Consider the following 19,954-nt stretch of genomic DNA (forward strand, 5'->3'; position numbering starts at 1 on the left):
GCCTGATGGCCAGCCCTTTTTTTTGAGCCAATAGCGGCGTATTTTATATTTTGTTGCAGAAAGACAGATACCAGGTGGTTGTATTAAACTTGGTACATACCGCAACGCTGCCAGGCGTGCCGGTAATATTTGTAAACAACACACTGCTTTGAATAACCGCATCCGGATAGCTGGTATTTAAATACGAGCTGGTAAGCGTTGATACGTCAGGGATTGCATTGTTGTTAATAATCTGCTGAGGACTACTTTCCGGAATATTCCAGGTGGCGCCATTCCAAACAATAGATTTGCCCAAATCGGTATCAAAGTATATTACTCCCGGAAGGAGTGCACCTGCCGAAGGTCTTTGTGCAGTTGTTCCTGACAGCACTTTTTGATTAGGCATCACTTCTACCGTTCTCTTTATGAGAAGCGCTGTCGTGTTACTCAGGATAGTAACTACATACCCGGTTTTATAAATAGCGGCCTGCTCGGTGCCTAATGTTAGCGATACACTGTCAATCGAAATAAATGGGGCATTCCATGAGTCTGTATCATTGCCTAAAAGTATATATGGATATCCGTTTGTATCATATGCAAACCGTATGGTTCTTTTTATAAAATCTCTTGATTGGTCTACAATCGCAACTTGCGGAGAACGCCAATCAGGGTCTGTTCCCGTATTTTTGAACAGCCTTCCGGAAACTTTAACGGTCATTCCATTATTGGCATAATTGGCATCTCCGGAATTATTAAATACACTAAACTGTATTTGTATAAACTTATCATCCGTTAATCCTGCATTCAGGATAGGATTAGGTAGCCTTATAGCAATTGCTCCCGGAACAGCTGCTGCGGTATACCTGATGGTTCCTGTAGGCGGATTTAATACCCGGAATACATTATTCTGATAAGCATTTCCTGTGAGGCCATAAGATTCGGTACTGGTGATGACAGCTCTTTTATCCGTATTTAACCAGTTCGTATCTATGATCATTTTTTGATCCTTGACCAGCGTTGTGCCATTGGATAAATCAGTGACAGGAACAAAAACAGCATCAGGAACGGTCGCAAATGGTTGGCCATTCCAGCTATTCCCTTTTACATTGTTGGCATTAAAGATCAGCTGTTTGACCCCATTGGAGTTGATATCAAGGAACAGAAACGGATTATTGCCGGGAGATGTCTGCCCGTCCAACCGGACGCCCTGCTTGTTGATGTGGACGGCATTATTCAGTATGGTGGCCTTTTCTATCCCCTGTATTTCAAAACCGGCTATTCTGCAGTATTCTTCTACCGTAATGATATTACCATCGATTAATAATGTGTTTTCATAATTATCTCCGGTGTCTGGGGTGCTTTTCTTTATCTGGACAACCCTATCCAGGTTCTTTGCAGCAATAGTATTATTGGTCAGATTAAGGTGCAGTTTTTTGACATCAGCAAAACAAACGATCGCGTTAAAGGGAAGACCTGATTTTACGTCAATATCTTTAATGATGTTATTCGCAACCTTGATGTTATAACTAACGCTGCTGTCTGTAACAGTATCTGAATTGTGGGATAATTCAATTGCTGCAAATAAAGTAGTGGGCTTGCCGGAAATAATGGGGATAATGCCATGTTTTTCCAGGATGTTATTTGAAATAACAACGCTGCCTGTTTTGATATACAAGCCAATGTCTACAGATCCGTTCTCACTGAAAATATTTGCATCCACAATGATATTATCGGCCCCGTGGCTGTCCACTCCTTTTCTCGAATTCCGGTAAAACTTGTTATTCGTAATAACAATATTCCTGGAGTAGTTAAGATTATATGTTTCAAAAGTTAAACCGTAGCCGGTTACTCCCAGCATGTTTTCCGGTAAGTTGCTGCCCGCGTTATATACAAAGTTGTTGTTGAACAGAAAGCCATCTACGTTCCTGACTTCAACATTGGCATAATGACAATCTCTGAATATTGAACCGGTGATTTTAACATTTGTAGAATCACCATAGTTGGGAGGCATATTTATTTCATCAAATAGCAGTCCCGATCTGTTAAAACCGGATACCTGAATGTTATCTAACAATAAATTATTGACCCGTTTGATAAAGATGCCGCAAATAGCCCCGTATCCGTGTGAATAATAAGCATCCGGATTTTTAATGTCATAGTCACCGGCATATTGTAGGGATATATTGACGATGCTGAAATTATTAATATACCCATTGTCAGCTGTTACAAACAAGCTATTGTTTTTTTCACTTACATAGTTGGCATCTCTTATCACCTGTTGATAGGTATATTTTATGATGGTGGTGTGTTTGTCATCCCCCACTAATTTGATGTTGTCAAACAGTATCTTGATACTTTCACTGACGATATAGATTCCGGGAGGGAAATAAATCACGCCTCCATCTGATTGGCCGATTGTATCCAGTGCCGTAGCGATGGCGGTTGTGCAGTCTGTACTATCATCTCCTACTGCACCAAAGGAAAGTATATTCACGTATGATGCATCTGATAAATTTTGCATAGTGGGTTAAAATTATGGTTATGGAATAGTGGTTTTCTCTTTCGTAAGTGAATGAAACAAGGGCGTGTTCAAAGGGGTTTGTGTACCTCTTACCTGGTTGCCGTTTACCGCCTCCAGGTACAGCCGGTATTGATTGGCATTTTCGGGAATGTCTATTGTAATGGAAGGACCTGTGCCAATGCTTTTCAGGAACATGTCATTACCATAGTTGTCCGTTTTGATCAGATGCCATTCAAACTTTAGCTGATGGGCAACAGAGTCTGCCAGTTGCCAGCCCTGTTGCTGGTAAATAAGGGCATGGTAGGTAAGCTGGCTGTGGGCAAAAGTAGGTTTGGCCGGGCGTAATATCCGGATCTCCGGCAGCAGTGGCTGCGGAGGGAGGGTATGCCAATAACTGCCCAGCTGGAAGTAAGCAGGTTTGAACCGGTCCCACTGATCAGACAGGCCGTCAAAGGTGACAAAATCCCTGGTTTGCAGGTCCTGCCAGGTAGTGATGAATACAGGCAGGTGGGGAGGGAGCCGGGTGATATAATGTTCTACCGGGATCTGACTGATATAGTAAGGCACCCGGATACTGTCTAGCTGTGATAATCCCGTAGAGTCTGTACCTGTTATAATGCCAAAGGCATCTGCCTGCGGCACTGCGGTGTGCAGCCATTGCAGGGTAGGTGCGATATTATCTGTCAGGTATACTTCAACGGTGATGGGGCGGGAGGAATCTATCGCCTTCATTTTGGTGAGCAGCTGTTCCAGCCAGCTCAGGTAGGCCTGTTGCTGATAGAACAGGGCCGGTTTAAAGTATTTGTTGCCCAGTTGCTGCCAGTTGGTATTCCCGATATTCCAGGCGGTTATCTGCCGCTGATCTTTTAATGCCGACACCCGGTGCAGGATGGTATTTTCCAGTTTGGCCAGCATTTTTTTATCCGCCTGCATATCTTTTATTTCCGGTACCCAGAAACCATAGTTGATCCGCATATCCTGTTCTTTGGCTACGGTGAGGATGTTACGGTCGTATACCCCAGGCCCGAAACGGCGTATGGTATTCACGCCTAATTTTTTCATGCCTTTAAAATCATCTGTGATTTCCAGGCGGGTCAGGGAGTGGAGGTTCCGGTACCAGTCTTCTGCTTTATGATAGTTGAGCCCCCTTAACGTATCGCCAGGTAAGGCGAGGGGAAGTGCGGGGGTATGTCTGGCTGCGGTAGTAAGGACAGCAGGATAGGGAGGTGGTGCTGTACTGCCACCGTTACGGATGCGGGTATATTTTTGTTGCGCATCAAATAACGCCTGTGGTGACTGCACTTTCCAGTCCAGCACATTGTTGGCCACCGGCCGGAGGATGTTCTGGTCCTGGTCGCTGTTGAACAATACAAAAGCATGTATTTCCTTGTAGCCATTGATATCCCGGAGAGCATCTTCCAGCCATTGTTCCTGCCGCCCTGCCATGGTCAGTGATCCCATTTCTGCGATCATCACAGGAATCCCTGAACGTAATGCTGGCTGTTTCCGGAAAGGAGCATACAAGGTACTGAAAGCGCGCCATTGGCTGTCTGCCCTTTGTGGGCCGTAATTAAGGCCGGTAATACCTATCCAGTCCACATAACTTTTGCCGGGGAAATAGCTGGCCACGGCTTCCGCACTCCACGGGTTCCATACCCAGATAACGTTGCTCACACCATTGCGCAGGAAATAATTGTATACATATTGCCAGGCCGCCTTAAATTCTTCCGGGGTATTATGCCCTGTGGCCGACCAGGGATAGGCTGGATTATCAGCTTCATGGGCAAAACGGAGGTATACCGGCCGGCGTAGCGCTTTTACCTGGTCGGAAAACTGTTGCAGGTAATGATCAAAAAAACCGGCACTGATATGTGCAAAGATCTTTTGTTCCTGTTCCAGTGCTTTATTGCCTGCCGTATTTTTAAACAGCGCCGCCCATGGCTCCCAGGTGATCATAGGGAATGATCCGTTCCGGTAGATGTCCTGCACCAGTGAATCCGGTACCTGGCATCTCTGTTCATCTCCCCAGGGAATATACAGGGAGATAATATTGAAATGGGTGTGATGTTGCTGCTGATAACTTTTTATCTCTTCCATGGAAGGAATGCCGTCTGTGGTACCGGGACTGTAAATTCCGGTATAAAACACCTGTTCTCCTTTCACGGGTTTTTGTGTAAATACAGTAGGCATTTCAGCATTGGTGCCCAGGAAATACCAGGTGATAAACACCATCATGAGCAGGAGGGGAAGCCCCAGCTTGCGAATGCCGGCATAGATATGCAGGTGCCTGAAAACCCAGAACTGCCTTTTCAGTATCAACGGATATTTAAGTAATGCCTGTACGATGCCGGAGCGTTCCTGTATGCGCCGGAGGCTCTTCCGGTAGCTCACCACAATATTGAACAACAGGATAAAGCAGTTAACACCCGCTATCCCGGCCATCACCCAGGCATACGGGTTCCAGTCGTACCATAAACCATAGATGATGGCACCGATGGTAGCCATCACCATGATGATATTGGGAAGGCCCAGCGTCCAGCTGTCGGGGGTATTATCATCTTTAGGTGTTGGGATATAAGGTACTTTCTTACGGATGATCGTGTATACCAATCCCAGGATATAGATCCACCAGGTGCCGATCAATAGCAGGCCACCCACCACATGAAATCCCCTTTCTTCTTCTTCCATTACCCATCGTTGTACAAAATGGCGGATCAGCACTGTAGCCGTCAGCATGGGCAATCCCAGCAGGGCAAAGTTGACCAGGTCTACCCGGAAGGGGATCAATCCCAGTGAAAGGGAAAGGATGGGGATGAGGAAGTTGATCAGGAAGATCACCCCGGAAAAGTAATGGAAGGGGATCGTTCCGTAATGCAATCGTTGCCGCCAGGTAAAATGTTTAAATAACTTGGGGTAGGTGGTAACCAGTAGTTCAAAAGTACCACGGGCCCATTTCAGCTGCTGGGAGTAATAAGCCGACATGGTGGAAGGCACCAGTCCTCTGGCCATTACGGCAGGCACATATACAGAGGTCCATCCTTTGGCGTGCAGCTGCATGGCGGTGTGCATATCTTCTGATAGTCCGGCAGCATGACCACCGATACTATCCAGCGCCGCCCTCCGGAAGGTGCAGTTGGCACCGATGGCCAGCACGGTACCATAGCTGTTCATCGTCATCATGATAGGCCCGTAAAACTGGAAGGTTTGCTGGGCGGCACCCTTGGCGATCAGCCCGTCTCCCAGATTACTGTAAGCCTGCACGATCTGTACAAACCCTACTTTCGGGTTGTTGAAATAAGCCACTATGGGGTCCAGAAAATCAGGTGCAGGTACATGATCGGGATCCAGCACCACACATAGCTCCCCGGTGGCATATTGCAGCGCATTATTGATATTACCGGCTTTGGCATCTTTGCGGTTGTTGCGGGTTACATGACGCACGCCCAGCTGCTCGCACACACTTATCAGGTAAGGGTCATTGGCTTCATCACAGAGGTAAGTAGTATGTGGATACCTGATCCGCTGTATGGCCGTCAGGGTATTTACAATCATTTCATAAGGCTCCCCGGGGCAAAAAGTAGTCAGGATGTCTACGGTGAAAGGGTGTTGTTCGGGAGGAGCTTTGGGAATGGAAATGGAAAAGTAGTGATACCATTCATGCAGTATGCGGAGGCAGTTGAAGGTGATGGCAAACATCAGCACCCAGTAAAAGGGGGCATAGCCGATCTGTGTCCGCAGGAACAGACAATATAGTAAATAACCCATACTGCACACGCCCAGCAGGATCATCAATCGCAGGGTAAGCAGTTCCCACCGCGAGGGGGGAGATACCGGATCTAATGGCTTCATCATTGGCCCACTACGTAAAAAGGTGTATTCGTTGAAGCAAAATATCCGTTTTTATCGAATACTGTTGCAAATATCCGGTAAGGGCCTTCCTTTGCCGGTGTACGGAAAGTGGCCCCATATGTATTACAGTTGATCAGCAAACTGTCGAATACCGCCGGTGGTTGTCCTGTTACTTCATACCTGTGCTGGGTATACCAGTCTTCTTCCTGTATTTCCCAATGTACCCGGTAGGTACTGCGGGCACTATCCTGGAATACCAGTGTGGCACTTTGCTCCTGGTTGGGGAGCAGCATCACATTGTCCTGTCCGCCCTTACCATCTACCAGCATGTACTTTAGGGACGGAGGTTTGTGTAAAGGCCATTGCCCGGTCCACAGATACTGCATCACATTTACTGTTTCCGAAGCGGCACCATTCCTGTCAAACAAGCTGAACCAGGTAGGGGTGCCTTCCTGTTTCTGTCCCCAGTAAAAGATACAGGCGCCCAGAAACCGGGGATTATTGACCGGCATATTTTCCTGGTAAAGCTGCATGTAATGGGAAGCGTTTTTGGTGCTGGTGTTCTCAACAGGTGCGCCCCATGCCGTGTACGTTGCTTCCCAGGGACCGTTGATGCCCCATTCGGTAAGCAGGAAAGGACCATCCCAGAACCAGGAAAATTTATCAAGGTCGGCCTGCAACGTACGCAGCATGCCAAATGTATTAAAGGAAATGAGGTCCAGTCCCCGTACTTTCAGGCGGATATTATAAATAGATCTTCGCTCGAAATTAGTCAGCGCTGTCGTTACCGGATGGTCGGGATCTGCTGTATGGATCATCTTCAGCAACCGGTTGTATACCGTGTAAAACGCATTAAAACGGAGCTTGTAGGGAAAGTCCAGCTCATTACCCAGACACCACATTAACAATGCCGGGTGGGATTTGTATTTGAGCACGATTTGTTGAAAGGCCGCATATTGTGCCGCTACCTTGGTCTCATCTTCATAATAGGCTTCAATATTGCTCACCGGCATCGGAAACCCTGCTATCACCGCAATACCATGCGCCTGTGCATCGTCCAGGATATGCCCCAGGTTTAAAGTGTCCCAGGTGCGGATCGTATTACCTCCCGCTTCCTGCAACTGCTGCAGGTGTTCAGATCCTGCGGCGCCTTTGATGATATAAGGCGCCCCATTCCGGTAGAGGGTATACTTGTTATCGGTCTTTTTTATAAATACTTTCCCTTGCTGCGCAGGCGCCGGAGCTGACCGGCAACTGGCAAGACAAATCATCCCTATTAAAATAACCGTACTGATAACGGTGGTTGTATGCCTGTAATATACGGGCTGGTGCATCGGTAATTCACTGTTTGGCCTGTACGATGGAAGCTCCCTTATTGCATCTCACGCTGACGTGCGCTAAAAATAAGGATTTTCTTCCAGATTACTCCGACCGTAAGCTATCTACCGGATTGGTAAATGCTGCTTTCAGTGCTTTAAAGCTAATCGTGGTGAGGGCGATGATGACAGACCCTGCTCCGCCTGCCACAAATATCCACCAGCTGATATCAATATGGTACACAAAATGCTGGAGCCACTGATGCATAATGTACCAGGCAATAGGAGCAGCCATAAAGAAGGCAATAATAATGAGTATAACAAATTCTTTTGAAAACAGGTAAACAATGCTGCCGGCGCTGGCGCCCAGTACTTTGCGGATTCCCACTTCCTTAATACGTTGTGTGGTCATAAAGGAAACCAGTCCGTATAATCCCAGGCAGCTCAGAAATATCGCGATGAGGGAAAATGTTTTATAGAGTTGTGATAATTGGTTTTCTTCCTGGTAAAAGTTGGCAATCTGATCATCCGTAAACTGATATTCAAAAATAAGATTGGGAAAAGTGGCAGCCCAAAGTTTTTCAATGTTTTTGATAGCAGCGGGCAGCTGAGCCGTAGAAATCCTGATAGCCGCCTGGTTATATACTTCTTTCCTGCTGGCAATGAATAATGGTGCAATTGCTTCTTTAAGTGATTCAGAATGGAAATCTTTTACAACTCCCACAACCGTACCTTTTATAAAGCCATCCCAGAGATCGATTTCCTTGTGCAGTACTTCCCCGGGATCATGATATCCCAGTTTTTTTACCAGGGTTTCGTTGATCAGAAATTCTTTGATGGAATCTGTCGTGGTAATATTTCTGCCTGCCAGTAATTGGATCTGGTAGATGCTGAGATAATCTGTATCCACCCATTTACTGATGATAGAAAAATCAGTTTCTTTAACGGCATGGTTGAAGCGGATTCCGGTCCACCAGTTGCCAATACTGGCAGGAGGCGCGGAATTAAAACTCACCTGGCTTACTTCTTTTACCTGTAGTAGCTGATTGCGCAGATAGTTCAGCTTGCTGATATTAGCGCTATCATTGCGGAAAGGTACATTTACCACGGCTGTACTATTAAATCCCATAGGCGTTTTAGTGAAATAGTCCAGCTGTTTGATCAGCAGAAGGGTACCAATAATGAGCACCTGTGCAATGATAAACTGAAATATTACTAATCCTCTGCGAAGAGAAATTCCTGTGGTGTTTTTGGCAGCAAACCTGCTTTTTAAGGCAGCCAACGGATTGAATCCGGAGAGCACTAATGCAGGATAAAATCCGGCTAAAAAAGTAACGATCAGGGTAGTTATCAGGAGGAAGAGCAGGATGACAGGGGTGAACAGCAAATGAAGGGATAAGGTGATCCCCAGCATATTACCCACTGGTTTTAGCACCATACCAGCAATGCCTACTGCCATTACTACCGCTATCAGTACCAGCATAAAAGTTTCCATCAGGAATTGCAGGTGTATCTGTCCCTTGTTGGAACCTAATACTTTTCTTACACCTATTTCCTTGGATCTGTTGACTGCCTGTGCGGTAGACAGGTTAATGAAATTTACACATGCAATACCCAGGATAAAAGCGGCAATCAACCATAATGTGCGGATCCGTTCATGCGAAATGCTTCGCTCACTGAAATTGAGCGTGGTACTGTCAAAGTGTACATCCCCCAGTGATTGGAGCGCATAGCTATAGAGATTATCCGCAGGACGGTATTTTTTAGCAAAAACATCCAGCTGTTTATCTATGGCAGCGGCGGTTGTATTGCCTGGCAACATCACATAACAGGTATGCGCGCTATTGATACTGATCCAGTCTTTTGATGCAGATAAGCCTGTACGATGATAGGGCAGTACCATCCTGAACTGAAAGTCGGTGTTAGTTGGGATATTGGCAAGTATGCCTGTTACCGTTACGATCAACCCATTTTCAATATTCAGGGATTTGCCCATGGCATTTTTCCAGTTGCCGAAATACTTCTCTGCTATTGCCTGGGTAATGACGGTACTATTCGGCTCTTTCAGGGCTGTAGCCGGATTGCCAGCCAGCCAGGGAAAGTTAAACATCTCGAAGAAGGAAGGCGAAGTATATACCACCCCTTTATCTTCTTTGAATCTTTTACTGACCTCTCCGTTTGTACCGGGTACAGCTATCTGAATGTCTGACAGGGCAAAAAGCGGGGCTACTTCGAGGGAAGGGACATCGCTTTTCAATGCGGCAGGCATGGGAGCGGGGATGCTGGAAGCAGTTTCCCCCTTTCCATTTTTAAGCATCACCCGGTATATCCGGTCTTTCTTTGGATGAAAGGCATCAAAGCTTAGTTCAAAACGGATCACAATAAAAATGATCAGGCACACAGTGATGCCTGTTGTCAGTCCGGCAACATTGATAAATGTATAGCCTTTATTACGCCATAAGCTCCTGAAAGCGGTTTTGAGGTAGTTGCGGATCATGACTCGTTTTTCGATCTCCCGCTAAAGCAATGCCATATTTACCTGATATTGAAAATCAGATAGTTGGAGCTGTCTTGTAGCGTTTGTTTGTCCGCTTTTAATACACGGCATGTTCACTTATGAATAAGCAAAAACCAGGTAGTGTTTAGTTTTGTTGTTCTGACAACTCTTTTATTTTATCCATAGCCTTGGGCCAGGTTTCCTGAAAGTAATCATAAAACTCCTCGGTGGTATCTGTTTCAACATCGAGGGTCGTTTTGCCATCCACCGTTTTAAGCGTGTAATTTTCCATAGCGCCGTGCCATTGCTGTGCATGTGCACTGGTCATATCTTCTATGCCCCCTTTATTGACAACGCCAAGATGTTTGATAGACATGAATTGGTTGGGGATATTGTCTGCGATAGTAGAGAGCATGCCTTCATCAGTGTCGCCCAGAAATAACACTTTGCTGCCTTTTTGCCAATCTGTTTCCGCTCTGGAAGAAGGGTTGAAAGGTACTGTCCATATACGGTAAGTAGTATCATCCCAAAGGGTATTCCATACTTTTTCACGGGGGGCATCAATGGTAATGTGGAAAGTGAGCTTTTTCATAATACTGGATTTTAAAATAGAAAATCGGGTTTTGTGATATGCCACAAAGATCACCTGCTTTGCAGATTTTTTTGCGGTGTATTAGCGACAAATTAAAGGGTGATTTACGACAAACCCCTGTTCCGGAAAAGGGCGGAATTCGACCTCCCGATAAATGGTTTACGCCATTGGCTAGTTGGCTTCCCAAAGACGTGCGGCAGCCGTTATTTTTACAGCAGCAACCAGGTTTTGTTACCCGCCCTGTTAATTGACTGTAAGCTATCTATATATCAACTAAAACTATCAAACTCCATGAAACATTTTCGATTTAACCTCACTGTACTGTTATGCGCATGCATACTGGCTGTTGCGGCCTGTACCAAAGAAGGCCCCGCCGGTCCGCAGGGAACTGCGGGTACTGCAGGGACTAACGGTACCAATGGCACGAATGGCGCTACCGGCCCTCAGGGGCCTGCTGGTCCGAAAGGTCCCACCGGCCCAACCGGTCCGCAAGGCCCGATGGGGAATGCCAATGTGAAAGTGGACACTTTTACGGTTAGAAGTGCCCAATGGCTTTATAGCTCTATTTACTGGTTCTCGACAGGTGGATCCACTTCGCAGGGATATGTTACCCGCTATTATGCACGTAATATTCCCAGCGTAAATGCAGATATCCTTACTAAAGGAATGGTACTGGTTTATTTTACTTCGGCCAGCAGCTATGATCCTATTGTATGGAGTCCCATGCCTTTCAGTTTTCTTGATAACAATAATGGAACATTCACTTACAATTATGCATATGCTACCGCCATCGGGAAAGTAACCCTGCATTTCTTTTTTGGTAAGATAGGTGCTGCCGCTACCACTCCCACACTTGCTACTTTCCCGCTACCGGATACAAAAGTGAAAATCATCGTGGTATCCGGGCAGATCCTCGCAGGTGCACGAAGTGCGAATGTAGATCTGAATAACTATCAGGCTGTGGCCAATTGGCTGGGGCTGGACCAGTAACCGGCGGTATAAAAACAGCAGAGATCCAGCGGCTACTTACCGGATCTCTGCTGTTTTAGTGATGAGCTGTTAAAACGTAGGTGGCGGCGCATTCAGGTCGGCATCCAGAAAATCAGTGACCATCGGTATCCACCAATCTGCCCGCATCATCATACCGATATGGGTTGTGCCGGGCAGAATGGCCAGCCGCGATTTTGGCAACCCATGTATATCTCCCATCTTACCACCCCCTTTGGCACGGAACAATTCCAGTGCGTGTTCATATCGTATGCCATCGGCATCACCAATAGCCATGAATATCGGGGCCGGTATGTTCTTTACTGCTTTGGTCCAATCATAAGGCTTCAGGTCTATGCTGATCACTTTCTTTACGTATTCGTCAAAATGGGCGGGATCATTGCCCAGACTATCATACTGTTTCTGTATAGGAGAGCCTTTGAACATATCCGCGTTGATCGTGCTATACATCGCTTCTACATCGGGCCACCAGCCGTCATGCTTATAAGCACCGGATAATACCACCAACCTGCGCACCTGCTCCGGATGACGTATAGCCATCTGAAAAGCTACGCCACCGCCCATACTATAACCCAATATGTCGGCACTATCTGTTTTGAGATGCTTAAGCAGGCCGGATACATCATCTGCCATCCCTTCATAACTAAATTCGCGGGGAATATCTTTGGTGCGGCCATGTCCCTGCATTTCTGCTACGATCACTTTCCGGTCCTTGGCCAGCATCGGAATGATATGTGACCAGTTCAACGGGATATTCATATATGAGCCATGTATCAGCACAATGGGCTTTCCGTTTCCATACACCTCATAATACATTTTTAATCCGTTTACATCTGCATAACCGCTTTCTGCGGGCTTTAACTGTTGACCAGCGGTCGTGTCCTTCGGTGTAGCCGTAGTGTGCTGCCCTTCTTTAGGCCCCTGTTGGCAGGATACTATTGCCATCATAACACTGATAAGAGAAAGCATATACCTGTTCATATAGCATGCTGTTTTTGTTATGATACAAATTTCGGGAACAATGAAATATAGCTTGCAGTGTGTATGCGACAATCATAGGGGGAAATGCGACAAGGAGGAATAATCCGGATTTGGAGGTTGCTACCAGCGTTGGTTTTTAAAACGATGCTGGTGCACTGGACGGAATCAAAAGTCAGTCGGCGAATGAGGAATAAAAAAATATCTTTACAGGTATAAGAAATAAAATAGGATGGACTTTCAGATAATGCTTACAGTTCCTTTGATAAGGTTTAAAAAGACACCCCATATTCAGCGTTTTGACATGGGTAGTGTTAATTACCATACCTCTGCAATTGATTAAGGCATATAAGCATCTGCTTAACAGACATACTTCAATAGCAAAATATTTAATTTATAAAAATGAGTTTGATTAAGCATACAATGCCATTGGTTACTGAAAGAAAGCTATTTTTATTGCAATTTTTACGATGGGGAGCTATTGTGTTTTTTGGTCTTACTATTTTTAGTTTGTTTAAGTGGTCTGGGCCAACAACAGGTACTTTCTTGATTATAGGAGTAGTGATGTCTGGTATGGTAAATATTATCAGAAATTATGAAATTATTGGCCGTATTAAGTTGACCAGTGATGAGATTATAGTGGAAATAACAGATGGGGAATTCTTTTTTGGTCTTAGTGACATAAAGCATCTGGAGATTCTATTACGTGGAATTTCGGGCGAATTTTATGGGCCAAAAGCAATTACAATCAAGCAAGGAATGTATAATTATATTAGATTTGAATATCAGGGTACAAAAAAAGAATTCATGCTTTTATTACAAGATGCAGATGTCCCTTTTCTACGTACTATTTTTGAAGCATGGCGTCAGAAGAACATTGATTTTAGACTAACTAATCAGACCCAGCAGGAATTTTCCTGATTTTATTTACTCTTTCACACAGATGTAATCTTAGCTTATATTCAGATGGATACCTATAGTATAAAGCTTCCTTTAATAACAACCAAGCGCTCTTTGAAGATAAAATTATTTATGCTGGGAGGGCTATTACTTTTAGGAATGTTTCTAATGAGTTTTTTTTGGGAGGTACATTACATAAGAATGATTTTCTTTTTTGGGGGGATAATATTTTTATGGATTGGTACCTTGTTCAAGGATTATAATACGGAGGGGATCATCCATCTGAATTTGAATAAGATATCAGTGAAAGCGGGAGAAAACCTGCAATTATACAATATCTTGGACCTAAAGGACATTAAAATTTTTCTCGCAGGCGTAAAAGGTGAAGCTTATCCAATAAGGACAATTGCTTTTAAGCAGGGATCTAATAACTATATCAGGTTCAATTATCACGAAGAAGAGAAAGTGTTCCAATTCCTCCTGGAGGAACCGCAGGTTGACTTGTTACTTGCTGTTTTTGAGGAGTGGAAGAAGAACGGTATTGAATTTGCGATAAGCAATTTAACTTACAAGCGATTTCGCACAAATGAAATATAATACGTGAGTTCGATTAAGCATACTATGCCATTGGTTACAGTAAGACAATCACTTCTATTACGGTTCTTGGTATGGGGTGCTATTGTGGTTTTTTGCCTTACCATATTTAGCTTATCCCGATGGTCTGGAGCAGTAACGGTTATTTTATTGATTACAGGAGTCGTGATGTCAGGTATAACCTATATTATCAAGAACTATGAAGTTATTGGTCATATTAGTCTTACCCCCGATGAAATTATGGTGGAAACATTAAATGAGAAATTCACTTTTGGGCTTGATACTATAAAACATTTGAAAGTTTATTTGCTTGAAATTGCAGGAGAATTTAATGGAGGAAAAGCAGTTACAACAAAGCAAGGAATGTATAACTTTTTTAAATTTGAATATGAAGGTGCAAAAAAGGAGTTCATGTTTTTGTTACAAGATGGTGATGTACTTTTTCTACGTGCTATTTTTGAAGTATGGCGTCAGAAGAACATTGATTTTAGACTAACTAATCAGACCCAGCAAAAATTCTCCTGATTTTATTTACTCCTTTATACAAATGGGAAGTAATAGGAATTGATGCATGAAACGATATTTTCAGGTGCTTTTTCTGTTAAGCGCATTAGCAACTACTCCGCCTGAACCACCCAACAACACACCTTTGAACTTTCCAACAACAAAAACTATGATGGTTTAGCTCATTTTTGCTGCATAGTTTAACATTTTAAAAAGCGTAAAAATGAGCAAGACTATCTTAATTACCGGTGCTGCGAGCGGTTTTGGTAAAATAGCAGCATTTGAACTGGCAACAAGAGGATATAAAGTAATAGCTACTACACAGGTATATCCACAAATGAGCGACTTACTGAGGGAGGCGAAAGAAAAAGGAGTTGAGTTGATTGTTGACAAACTCGATGTAACCAACCCGCGTGATATTGCTTACGCATCCAAGAAGTATGACATTGATATACTGATCAGCAATGCCGGTATTATGGAAGGTGGCCCTGTTGCAGAGCAACCTTTGGAGTTGATCCGGTCTATGTTTGAAGTGAATGTGTTTGGGGCCTTGGCATTAGCCCAGCATTTTATCCAAAAATTTGTGGCGAAAAAAGCAGGGAAGATCGTGTTTACCTCTTCTATGGGCGGTTTATGGACGGTGCCTTATGTGGCAGCTTACTGTGCCTCTAAGCATGCCTTGGAATCGCTGGCGGAAGGCCTCAAAACAGAATTGGCTCCTTTCAATATTAAAATCGCCACCTGCAATCCGGGTGTATTTGGAACAGGGTTTAATGACCGTGGTGTAGATACGATCTCCCGCTGGTATGATCCTGCTATTAATTTTACTCCATCTTCAGCTTTTGATGGTGTTGCTGAATCACTGGCGCATCAATTAGACCCTCAATCCATGGCGGAGGTAATCGTAAAGGTAGCGTTGGACGATAACTCCAACTTTAGAAATCTCCATCCTAAAGAAACAGAAGATTTTGTGAAACAATTACAAGTAGAAGCCTGGGCTGTAAAAAGCTGATGTTAACCTTGCGAATGCATGAATGAATAATTTGTGCATTCCTTTTTCTATCATTCAAATCTGAATAAGATGAGCATTTCCTATAAAGAAGCCGTACAGGCTTTAAATGCAGCTATAGCAAAATCCAATGAGTTAAATATCCCCGTAAGCATCGTCGTGGTAGATACCGGTGGGCATCTGATGTCTTTTGCAAGAGTGGACAGCGTTTTTGGGGTGATTGATTTTGCAGTGAAAAAAGCAAGAACGGCAGTCATGTTTGGTGTAGACAGCGATGTAATGGGGGCTATTATTGCAGGCGCAGATATGCACGGATATGGCATGCTAAATGCCAATGAAGGCTTGCTGACTATTGCCGGAGGGGTGGTGATAAAAAATAAAAACGGGAAAGTCATTGGCGCAATAGCCTCCTCTGGTGGAACACCGGAACAGGATAAGGAGATTGCTTTTGCGGGTGCTACTACGCTTTGCTAAATTTAGGATATTTGATCTATGGAAGCAACTACCGAAATATTGTTTGATAAACTGGTATATTCCTGCGCTTTTGAAAAATACAGAGGCCTGGAACAATTTATTCCGGAGCACTTTATAGGATTCCAGATCGCCGGGGAAACACATGCTTTCCATTCCCAGGGAAATACGGTCATTTCAGAAAATAATGTTTTGCTGGTCAGGAGAAATCAACTGATCAGAACAGTCAAATACCCCTCTAAAGAAGGCAAATACCAATTCCTGTCTATCATTCTTGATCAGGATACATTGCAACAATATGCACTGGAAAATAAAATAGTGGTAGAAGCACGATATGCCGATGATCAAAAGCTCTTTTTTGAGCCGGATGATTTTCTGAAAAAGTATTTCGTTTCACTGATACCATATATTGATAAAACCAAAGAAGCTACTCCCAGACTGGCAGACCTGAAAATCAGGGAAGCCATAGAATTGCTGCTGCAATGGAACCCTGATTTCAAAAACCTGCTGTTTGATTTCAATGCACCGTACAAAATTGATCTGGAAGAATTTATGCGGCAAAACTATATGTTTAATGTACCCGTTACTTCTTTTGCAAAACTGACAGGACGTAGCCTCTCTGCGTTTAAAAGGGATTTTACCAGGATCTTCAATACTACCCCCAAACAATGGTTGCGGGATAAACGCCTCGAAGAGGCTTATTATCTGATCAAACACAAAAAGGAAAAAGCTGCTGAAATTTATCTGGATTTAGGTTTTGAAAATCTGTCGCATTTTTATTATTCCTTTAAACAGAAATTCGGGGTCACCAGCTCTGAAGTATAATTATTGACTATGTCTGCTATTATCTTCTTCTCTGAGTTTCCAGAACCCAATCAGTTCGTCATTTAAAGGGTCCATTACTTATGCGTAATTTTGGCCTTTTTATATAAGGCATTGGTCGGCAAAGGTACACACAATCCCTCCTCAAATGATAATGATTTCATAATCTCCCCGAACCATGGAGCAGTGTAGTTTTGAGCGCACAAATACCACACGCGCCATGAGCTACTTGTCCAGACTGTTATCTCTGATATGTTTCGTTTTTACCGTACAGCATGCAAGCGCACAATCGCTGCAACCCTGGAAAAAAGGATACCTCGACATTCATTTTATTAACACCGGCCGGGGAGAATGTGCTTTTATGATCATGCCGGATGGTACCACGATGATGATCGATGCGGGTGAGCTGAACCCTACCGATGCCCGTACGCTTTCTCCCAGAACAGCCCCCTTGCAACCCGATACTACCCAACCGGCCTATGCGTGGATAGCTGATTACGTGAAAGCGGTGAGTCCCACTCCGGGGATCGACTATGCGCTGGTAACCCATTTTCATGATGACCATTTCGGAGGTATGTATAAAACGGCTATACGCTCGCAGGCAGGAAAATACTGTTTGACTGGCATCACCGGGGTGGGCGACAGGATCCCTATTCATATGTTGGTAGACCGGGGATATCCAACGTACAATTATCCGGTAAACCTCCTGCAAAAGATGGAGGAACCGGCAGCTGCAAATGATGGGGAGCTGATGCAGCTGAAGAATTATATTGCGTTTATCAACTATCATACTGCGCATAGCGGCATGATCGCCGCCCGCTTCAAAACCGGCAGCAAAGACCAGTTTGTGATGCGTAAAGATCTGGCGGCCTATCCCGCATTTCATATCCGCAATATCATGTCCAATGGTTTTATCTGGAATGGGAAAGGAGAAGAAACGTTCAACCACTTCGCCAATACAGGTGGCCTGCTGCCCGATGAAAACAATGCGGGCTGTGGCATACGGGTACAGTATGGTAGCTTCCGCATGTTCTTTGGCGCAGATATCCAGGGAATTGTGAATTATGGCGATCCCGCTGCAGATGACATGGAAAGTGCTGTAGCACCAGTGGTAGGGCCTGTGGATGTAGCTACTACCAGTCATCATGGCAACAGGAATGCACTCAACATCAATTATATCCAGACCTTGCGCCCCCGCGTATGGATACAACAGGTATGGTCCAGTGATCACCCCGGTCATGAAACACTGATCCGCCTTACTGCTCCTGCCACCAACCCTTTTCCCCATGATCTCTTTGCTACCAATATGCTGGAGGCCAACAAGCTGGTGATAGGTCCCGCACTGGAAAATGCTTTTAAAAGCAGCTCCGGGCATATTGTCGTGCGGGTAGACCCCGATGGCAAAACATATCACATCATCGTGCTGGACTCCTTCCGGCGGGGCCAGCAGGTAAAAGGTGTTTTTGGCCCCTATACGGCAGGTGCAAATGGATAAATACAGATAATGGCACCATTTTAACGGGTGTTTATGTAATTTGTAGTACATCACCCGTTAAAACTGCAGTTATGATAAAAACAAAGCTCATCACCCTGATCATAGCATCTTGTTTGGCTGCTTTACCGGTATTTGCACAAGCTGTCTTATTGAAAAATGCTACGGTGATTGATGGTAATGGAAAAACCCCACAGCAGCACACCGACATCCTGATACTGGCAGATACCATCGCTGCCATAGGAAAAGGATTACAGCACCCCGGTGCTGTGGTGACCGACCTCAGTGGTAAAACGGTCATGCCTGCACTGATCAGCGCACATGTGCACGTAGGGGTGCTCAAAGGTACGGGCACTGCTGCGAGCAATTATACCCGCGAAAATATTATCCGCCAGCTCCGTAAATATGAAGACTATGGAGTAAGCCATGTGCTCACAATGGGTACCGATCGCCCGCTGATATTTGAAACGGGTATCCGGGACTCTTCCCTCGCCGGACTGCTGCCCGGTGCGCGATATCATGCAAGTGGTTATGGCTTTAATACACCGATGGCCAGCATGCCGCCCGACTTCTGGATGGATCTCCTTTATCGCCCGGCTACTGCGGCGGCGGTAGGGCCGCAAATGGATGCGCTGGCAAAAGTACATCCGGCAGTAGTCAAAATGTGGGTGGATGACTTTGGTGGCAGCGCAAAAAAAATGGACCCCGCTATATGCAAGGCAATCATCGATCAGGCACACCGGCATCACCTCCGCGCAGCGGCACATCTGTATTATCTCGAAGATGCACATAAACTGGTGGCCGGTGGACTGGATATCATCGCCCACAGCATACGCGATAAAGAAGTGGATCAAAGCCTCCTCAGCGAGATGAAGAAAAAAGGCGTGATCTATATTCCTACACTCTCGCTCGACGAGTTTGCCTACATTTATGCCCGTCAGCCCGACTGGATCAATGACGACTTTTTCAAGGCTTCCCTGGAACCCGGGGTATATGAAATGGTGACGTCCACCGACTATCAGCAAAAGCTGAAGAATGCTCCGGCGTACGACAAAAATGTGGCGGCTTTTGAAACGGCATTACGCAATGTGAAAAAGATCCACGATGCGGGTATTATTATCGCATTGGGTACTGATTCCGGTGCTTCTCCGGTACGTACGCAGGGCTTTTCGGAACACCTGGAGCTGGAACTGCTGGTACAGGCGGGGCTTACCCCTTTGCAGGCGATCACCGCCGCTACTAAAAATGCAGCACGGGCCCTGCAGATCAGTGCTAAGTCAGGCACGCTGGCCAAAGGTAAAACTGCCGACCTGATCATTCTCTCGGCCAATCCCGAACAGGATATCAAAAATACCCGGAAAATCATCGCCGTATATAAAGCAGGACAGCTGGTGAGCAACGGTCCTTTATCAAAATAAAAGC

General features: G+C 45.0%; 15 protein-coding genes. 9 read left to right on the plus strand and 6 right to left on the minus strand.

The genetic code is table 11. The features are described 5' to 3' along the window. Positions 1 to 43: 43 nt before the first annotated feature. The 5 genes from ABR189_RS21955 to ABR189_RS21975 form a co-directional block, all read right to left on the minus strand. On the minus strand, positions 44 to 2,500 hold the full coding sequence (locus tag ABR189_RS21955) for a glycosyl hydrolase family 28-related protein (protein WP_354662630.1): 2,457 nt from the start codon (positions 2,498 to 2,500) through the stop codon (positions 44 to 46). Between the two features lie 18 nt (positions 2,501 to 2,518). Then, complete coding sequence (locus tag ABR189_RS21960; RefSeq protein ID WP_354662631.1) at positions 2,519 to 6,352, minus strand: glycosyltransferase; 3,834 nt, start codon at positions 6,350 to 6,352, stop codon at positions 2,519 to 2,521. Then, the gene (locus ABR189_RS21965) at positions 6,349 to 7,683 is read right to left on the minus strand and encodes a glycoside hydrolase family 2 TIM barrel-domain containing protein (RefSeq protein ID WP_354662632.1); all 1,335 of its coding nucleotides are present in this window, start codon (positions 7,681 to 7,683) and stop codon (positions 6,349 to 6,351) included. The genes ABR189_RS21960 and ABR189_RS21965 overlap by 4 nt, the downstream gene beginning before the upstream one ends. An 88-nt stretch (positions 7,684 to 7,771) precedes the next feature. After that, positions 7,772 to 10,162, minus strand: coding sequence for an ABC transporter permease (locus ABR189_RS21970; RefSeq protein WP_354662633.1), 2,391 nt, complete (start codon positions 10,160 to 10,162; stop codon positions 7,772 to 7,774). A gap of 145 nt (positions 10,163 to 10,307) precedes the next feature. Then, positions 10,308 to 10,754 (minus strand): SRPBCC family protein, encoded by a 447-nt coding sequence (locus tag ABR189_RS21975; RefSeq protein ID WP_354662634.1) that lies wholly within the window; start codon positions 10,752 to 10,754, stop codon positions 10,308 to 10,310. Positions 10,755 to 11,045: 291 nt separating this feature from the next. Here ABR189_RS21975 and ABR189_RS21980 point away from each other — a divergent pair, with 291 nt between their 5' ends. Next, the gene (locus ABR189_RS21980) at positions 11,046 to 11,744 is read left to right on the plus strand and encodes a hypothetical protein (protein ID WP_354662635.1); all 699 of its coding nucleotides are present in this window, start codon (positions 11,046 to 11,048) and stop codon (positions 11,742 to 11,744) included. Between the two features lie 69 nt (positions 11,745 to 11,813). Here the strand turns inward: ABR189_RS21980 and ABR189_RS21985 are convergent, their stop codons facing one another. Next, complete coding sequence (locus ABR189_RS21985) at positions 11,814 to 12,743, minus strand: alpha/beta fold hydrolase (protein WP_354662636.1); 930 nt, start codon at positions 12,741 to 12,743, stop codon at positions 11,814 to 11,816. Between the two features lie 399 nt (positions 12,744 to 13,142). Here ABR189_RS21985 and ABR189_RS21990 point away from each other — a divergent pair, with 399 nt between their 5' ends. From ABR189_RS21990 to ABR189_RS22025, 8 genes are all read left to right on the plus strand, one after another. Continuing rightward, positions 13,143 to 13,661, plus strand: a complete 519-nt coding sequence (locus ABR189_RS21990) for a hypothetical protein (RefSeq protein WP_354662637.1) — start codon at positions 13,143 to 13,145, stop codon at positions 13,659 to 13,661. Between the two features lie 45 nt (positions 13,662 to 13,706). Beyond that, on the plus strand, positions 13,707 to 14,237 hold the full coding sequence (locus ABR189_RS21995; RefSeq protein WP_354662638.1) for a hypothetical protein: 531 nt from the start codon (positions 13,707 to 13,709) through the stop codon (positions 14,235 to 14,237). 3 nt (positions 14,238 to 14,240) lie between these two features. Then, positions 14,241 to 14,759: a hypothetical protein gene (locus ABR189_RS22000; protein WP_354662639.1), complete on the plus strand. Its 519-nt coding sequence runs from the start codon at positions 14,241 to 14,243 to the stop codon at positions 14,757 to 14,759. 202 nt (positions 14,760 to 14,961) lie between these two features. Next, positions 14,962 to 15,750, plus strand: coding sequence for an SDR family oxidoreductase (locus tag ABR189_RS22005; RefSeq protein WP_354662640.1), 789 nt, complete (start codon positions 14,962 to 14,964; stop codon positions 15,748 to 15,750). A gap of 69 nt (positions 15,751 to 15,819) precedes the next feature. Next, entirely contained in the window at positions 15,820 to 16,221 is a 402-nt protein-coding gene (locus ABR189_RS22010; RefSeq protein WP_354662641.1) for a GlcG/HbpS family heme-binding protein, read from the plus strand. A gap of 18 nt (positions 16,222 to 16,239) precedes the next feature. Further along, a complete protein-coding gene (locus ABR189_RS22015; protein ID WP_354662642.1) occupies positions 16,240 to 17,043 on the plus strand; it encodes a helix-turn-helix domain-containing protein in 804 nt (267 codons plus the stop codon). Positions 17,044 to 17,218: 175 nt separating this feature from the next. Then, entirely contained in the window at positions 17,219 to 18,535 is a 1,317-nt protein-coding gene (locus ABR189_RS22020; RefSeq protein ID WP_354662643.1) for a ComEC/Rec2 family competence protein, read from the plus strand. A gap of 71 nt (positions 18,536 to 18,606) precedes the next feature. Continuing rightward, positions 18,607 to 19,950, plus strand: coding sequence for an amidohydrolase family protein (locus ABR189_RS22025; protein ID WP_354662644.1), 1,344 nt, complete (start codon positions 18,607 to 18,609; stop codon positions 19,948 to 19,950). Positions 19,951 to 19,954 lie beyond the last annotated feature (4 nt).

The sequence above is a fragment of the Chitinophaga sp. H8 genome (assembly GCF_040567655.1).
GTDB classification, from domain to species: Bacteria; Bacteroidota; Bacteroidia; order Chitinophagales; family Chitinophagaceae; genus Chitinophaga; species Chitinophaga defluvii.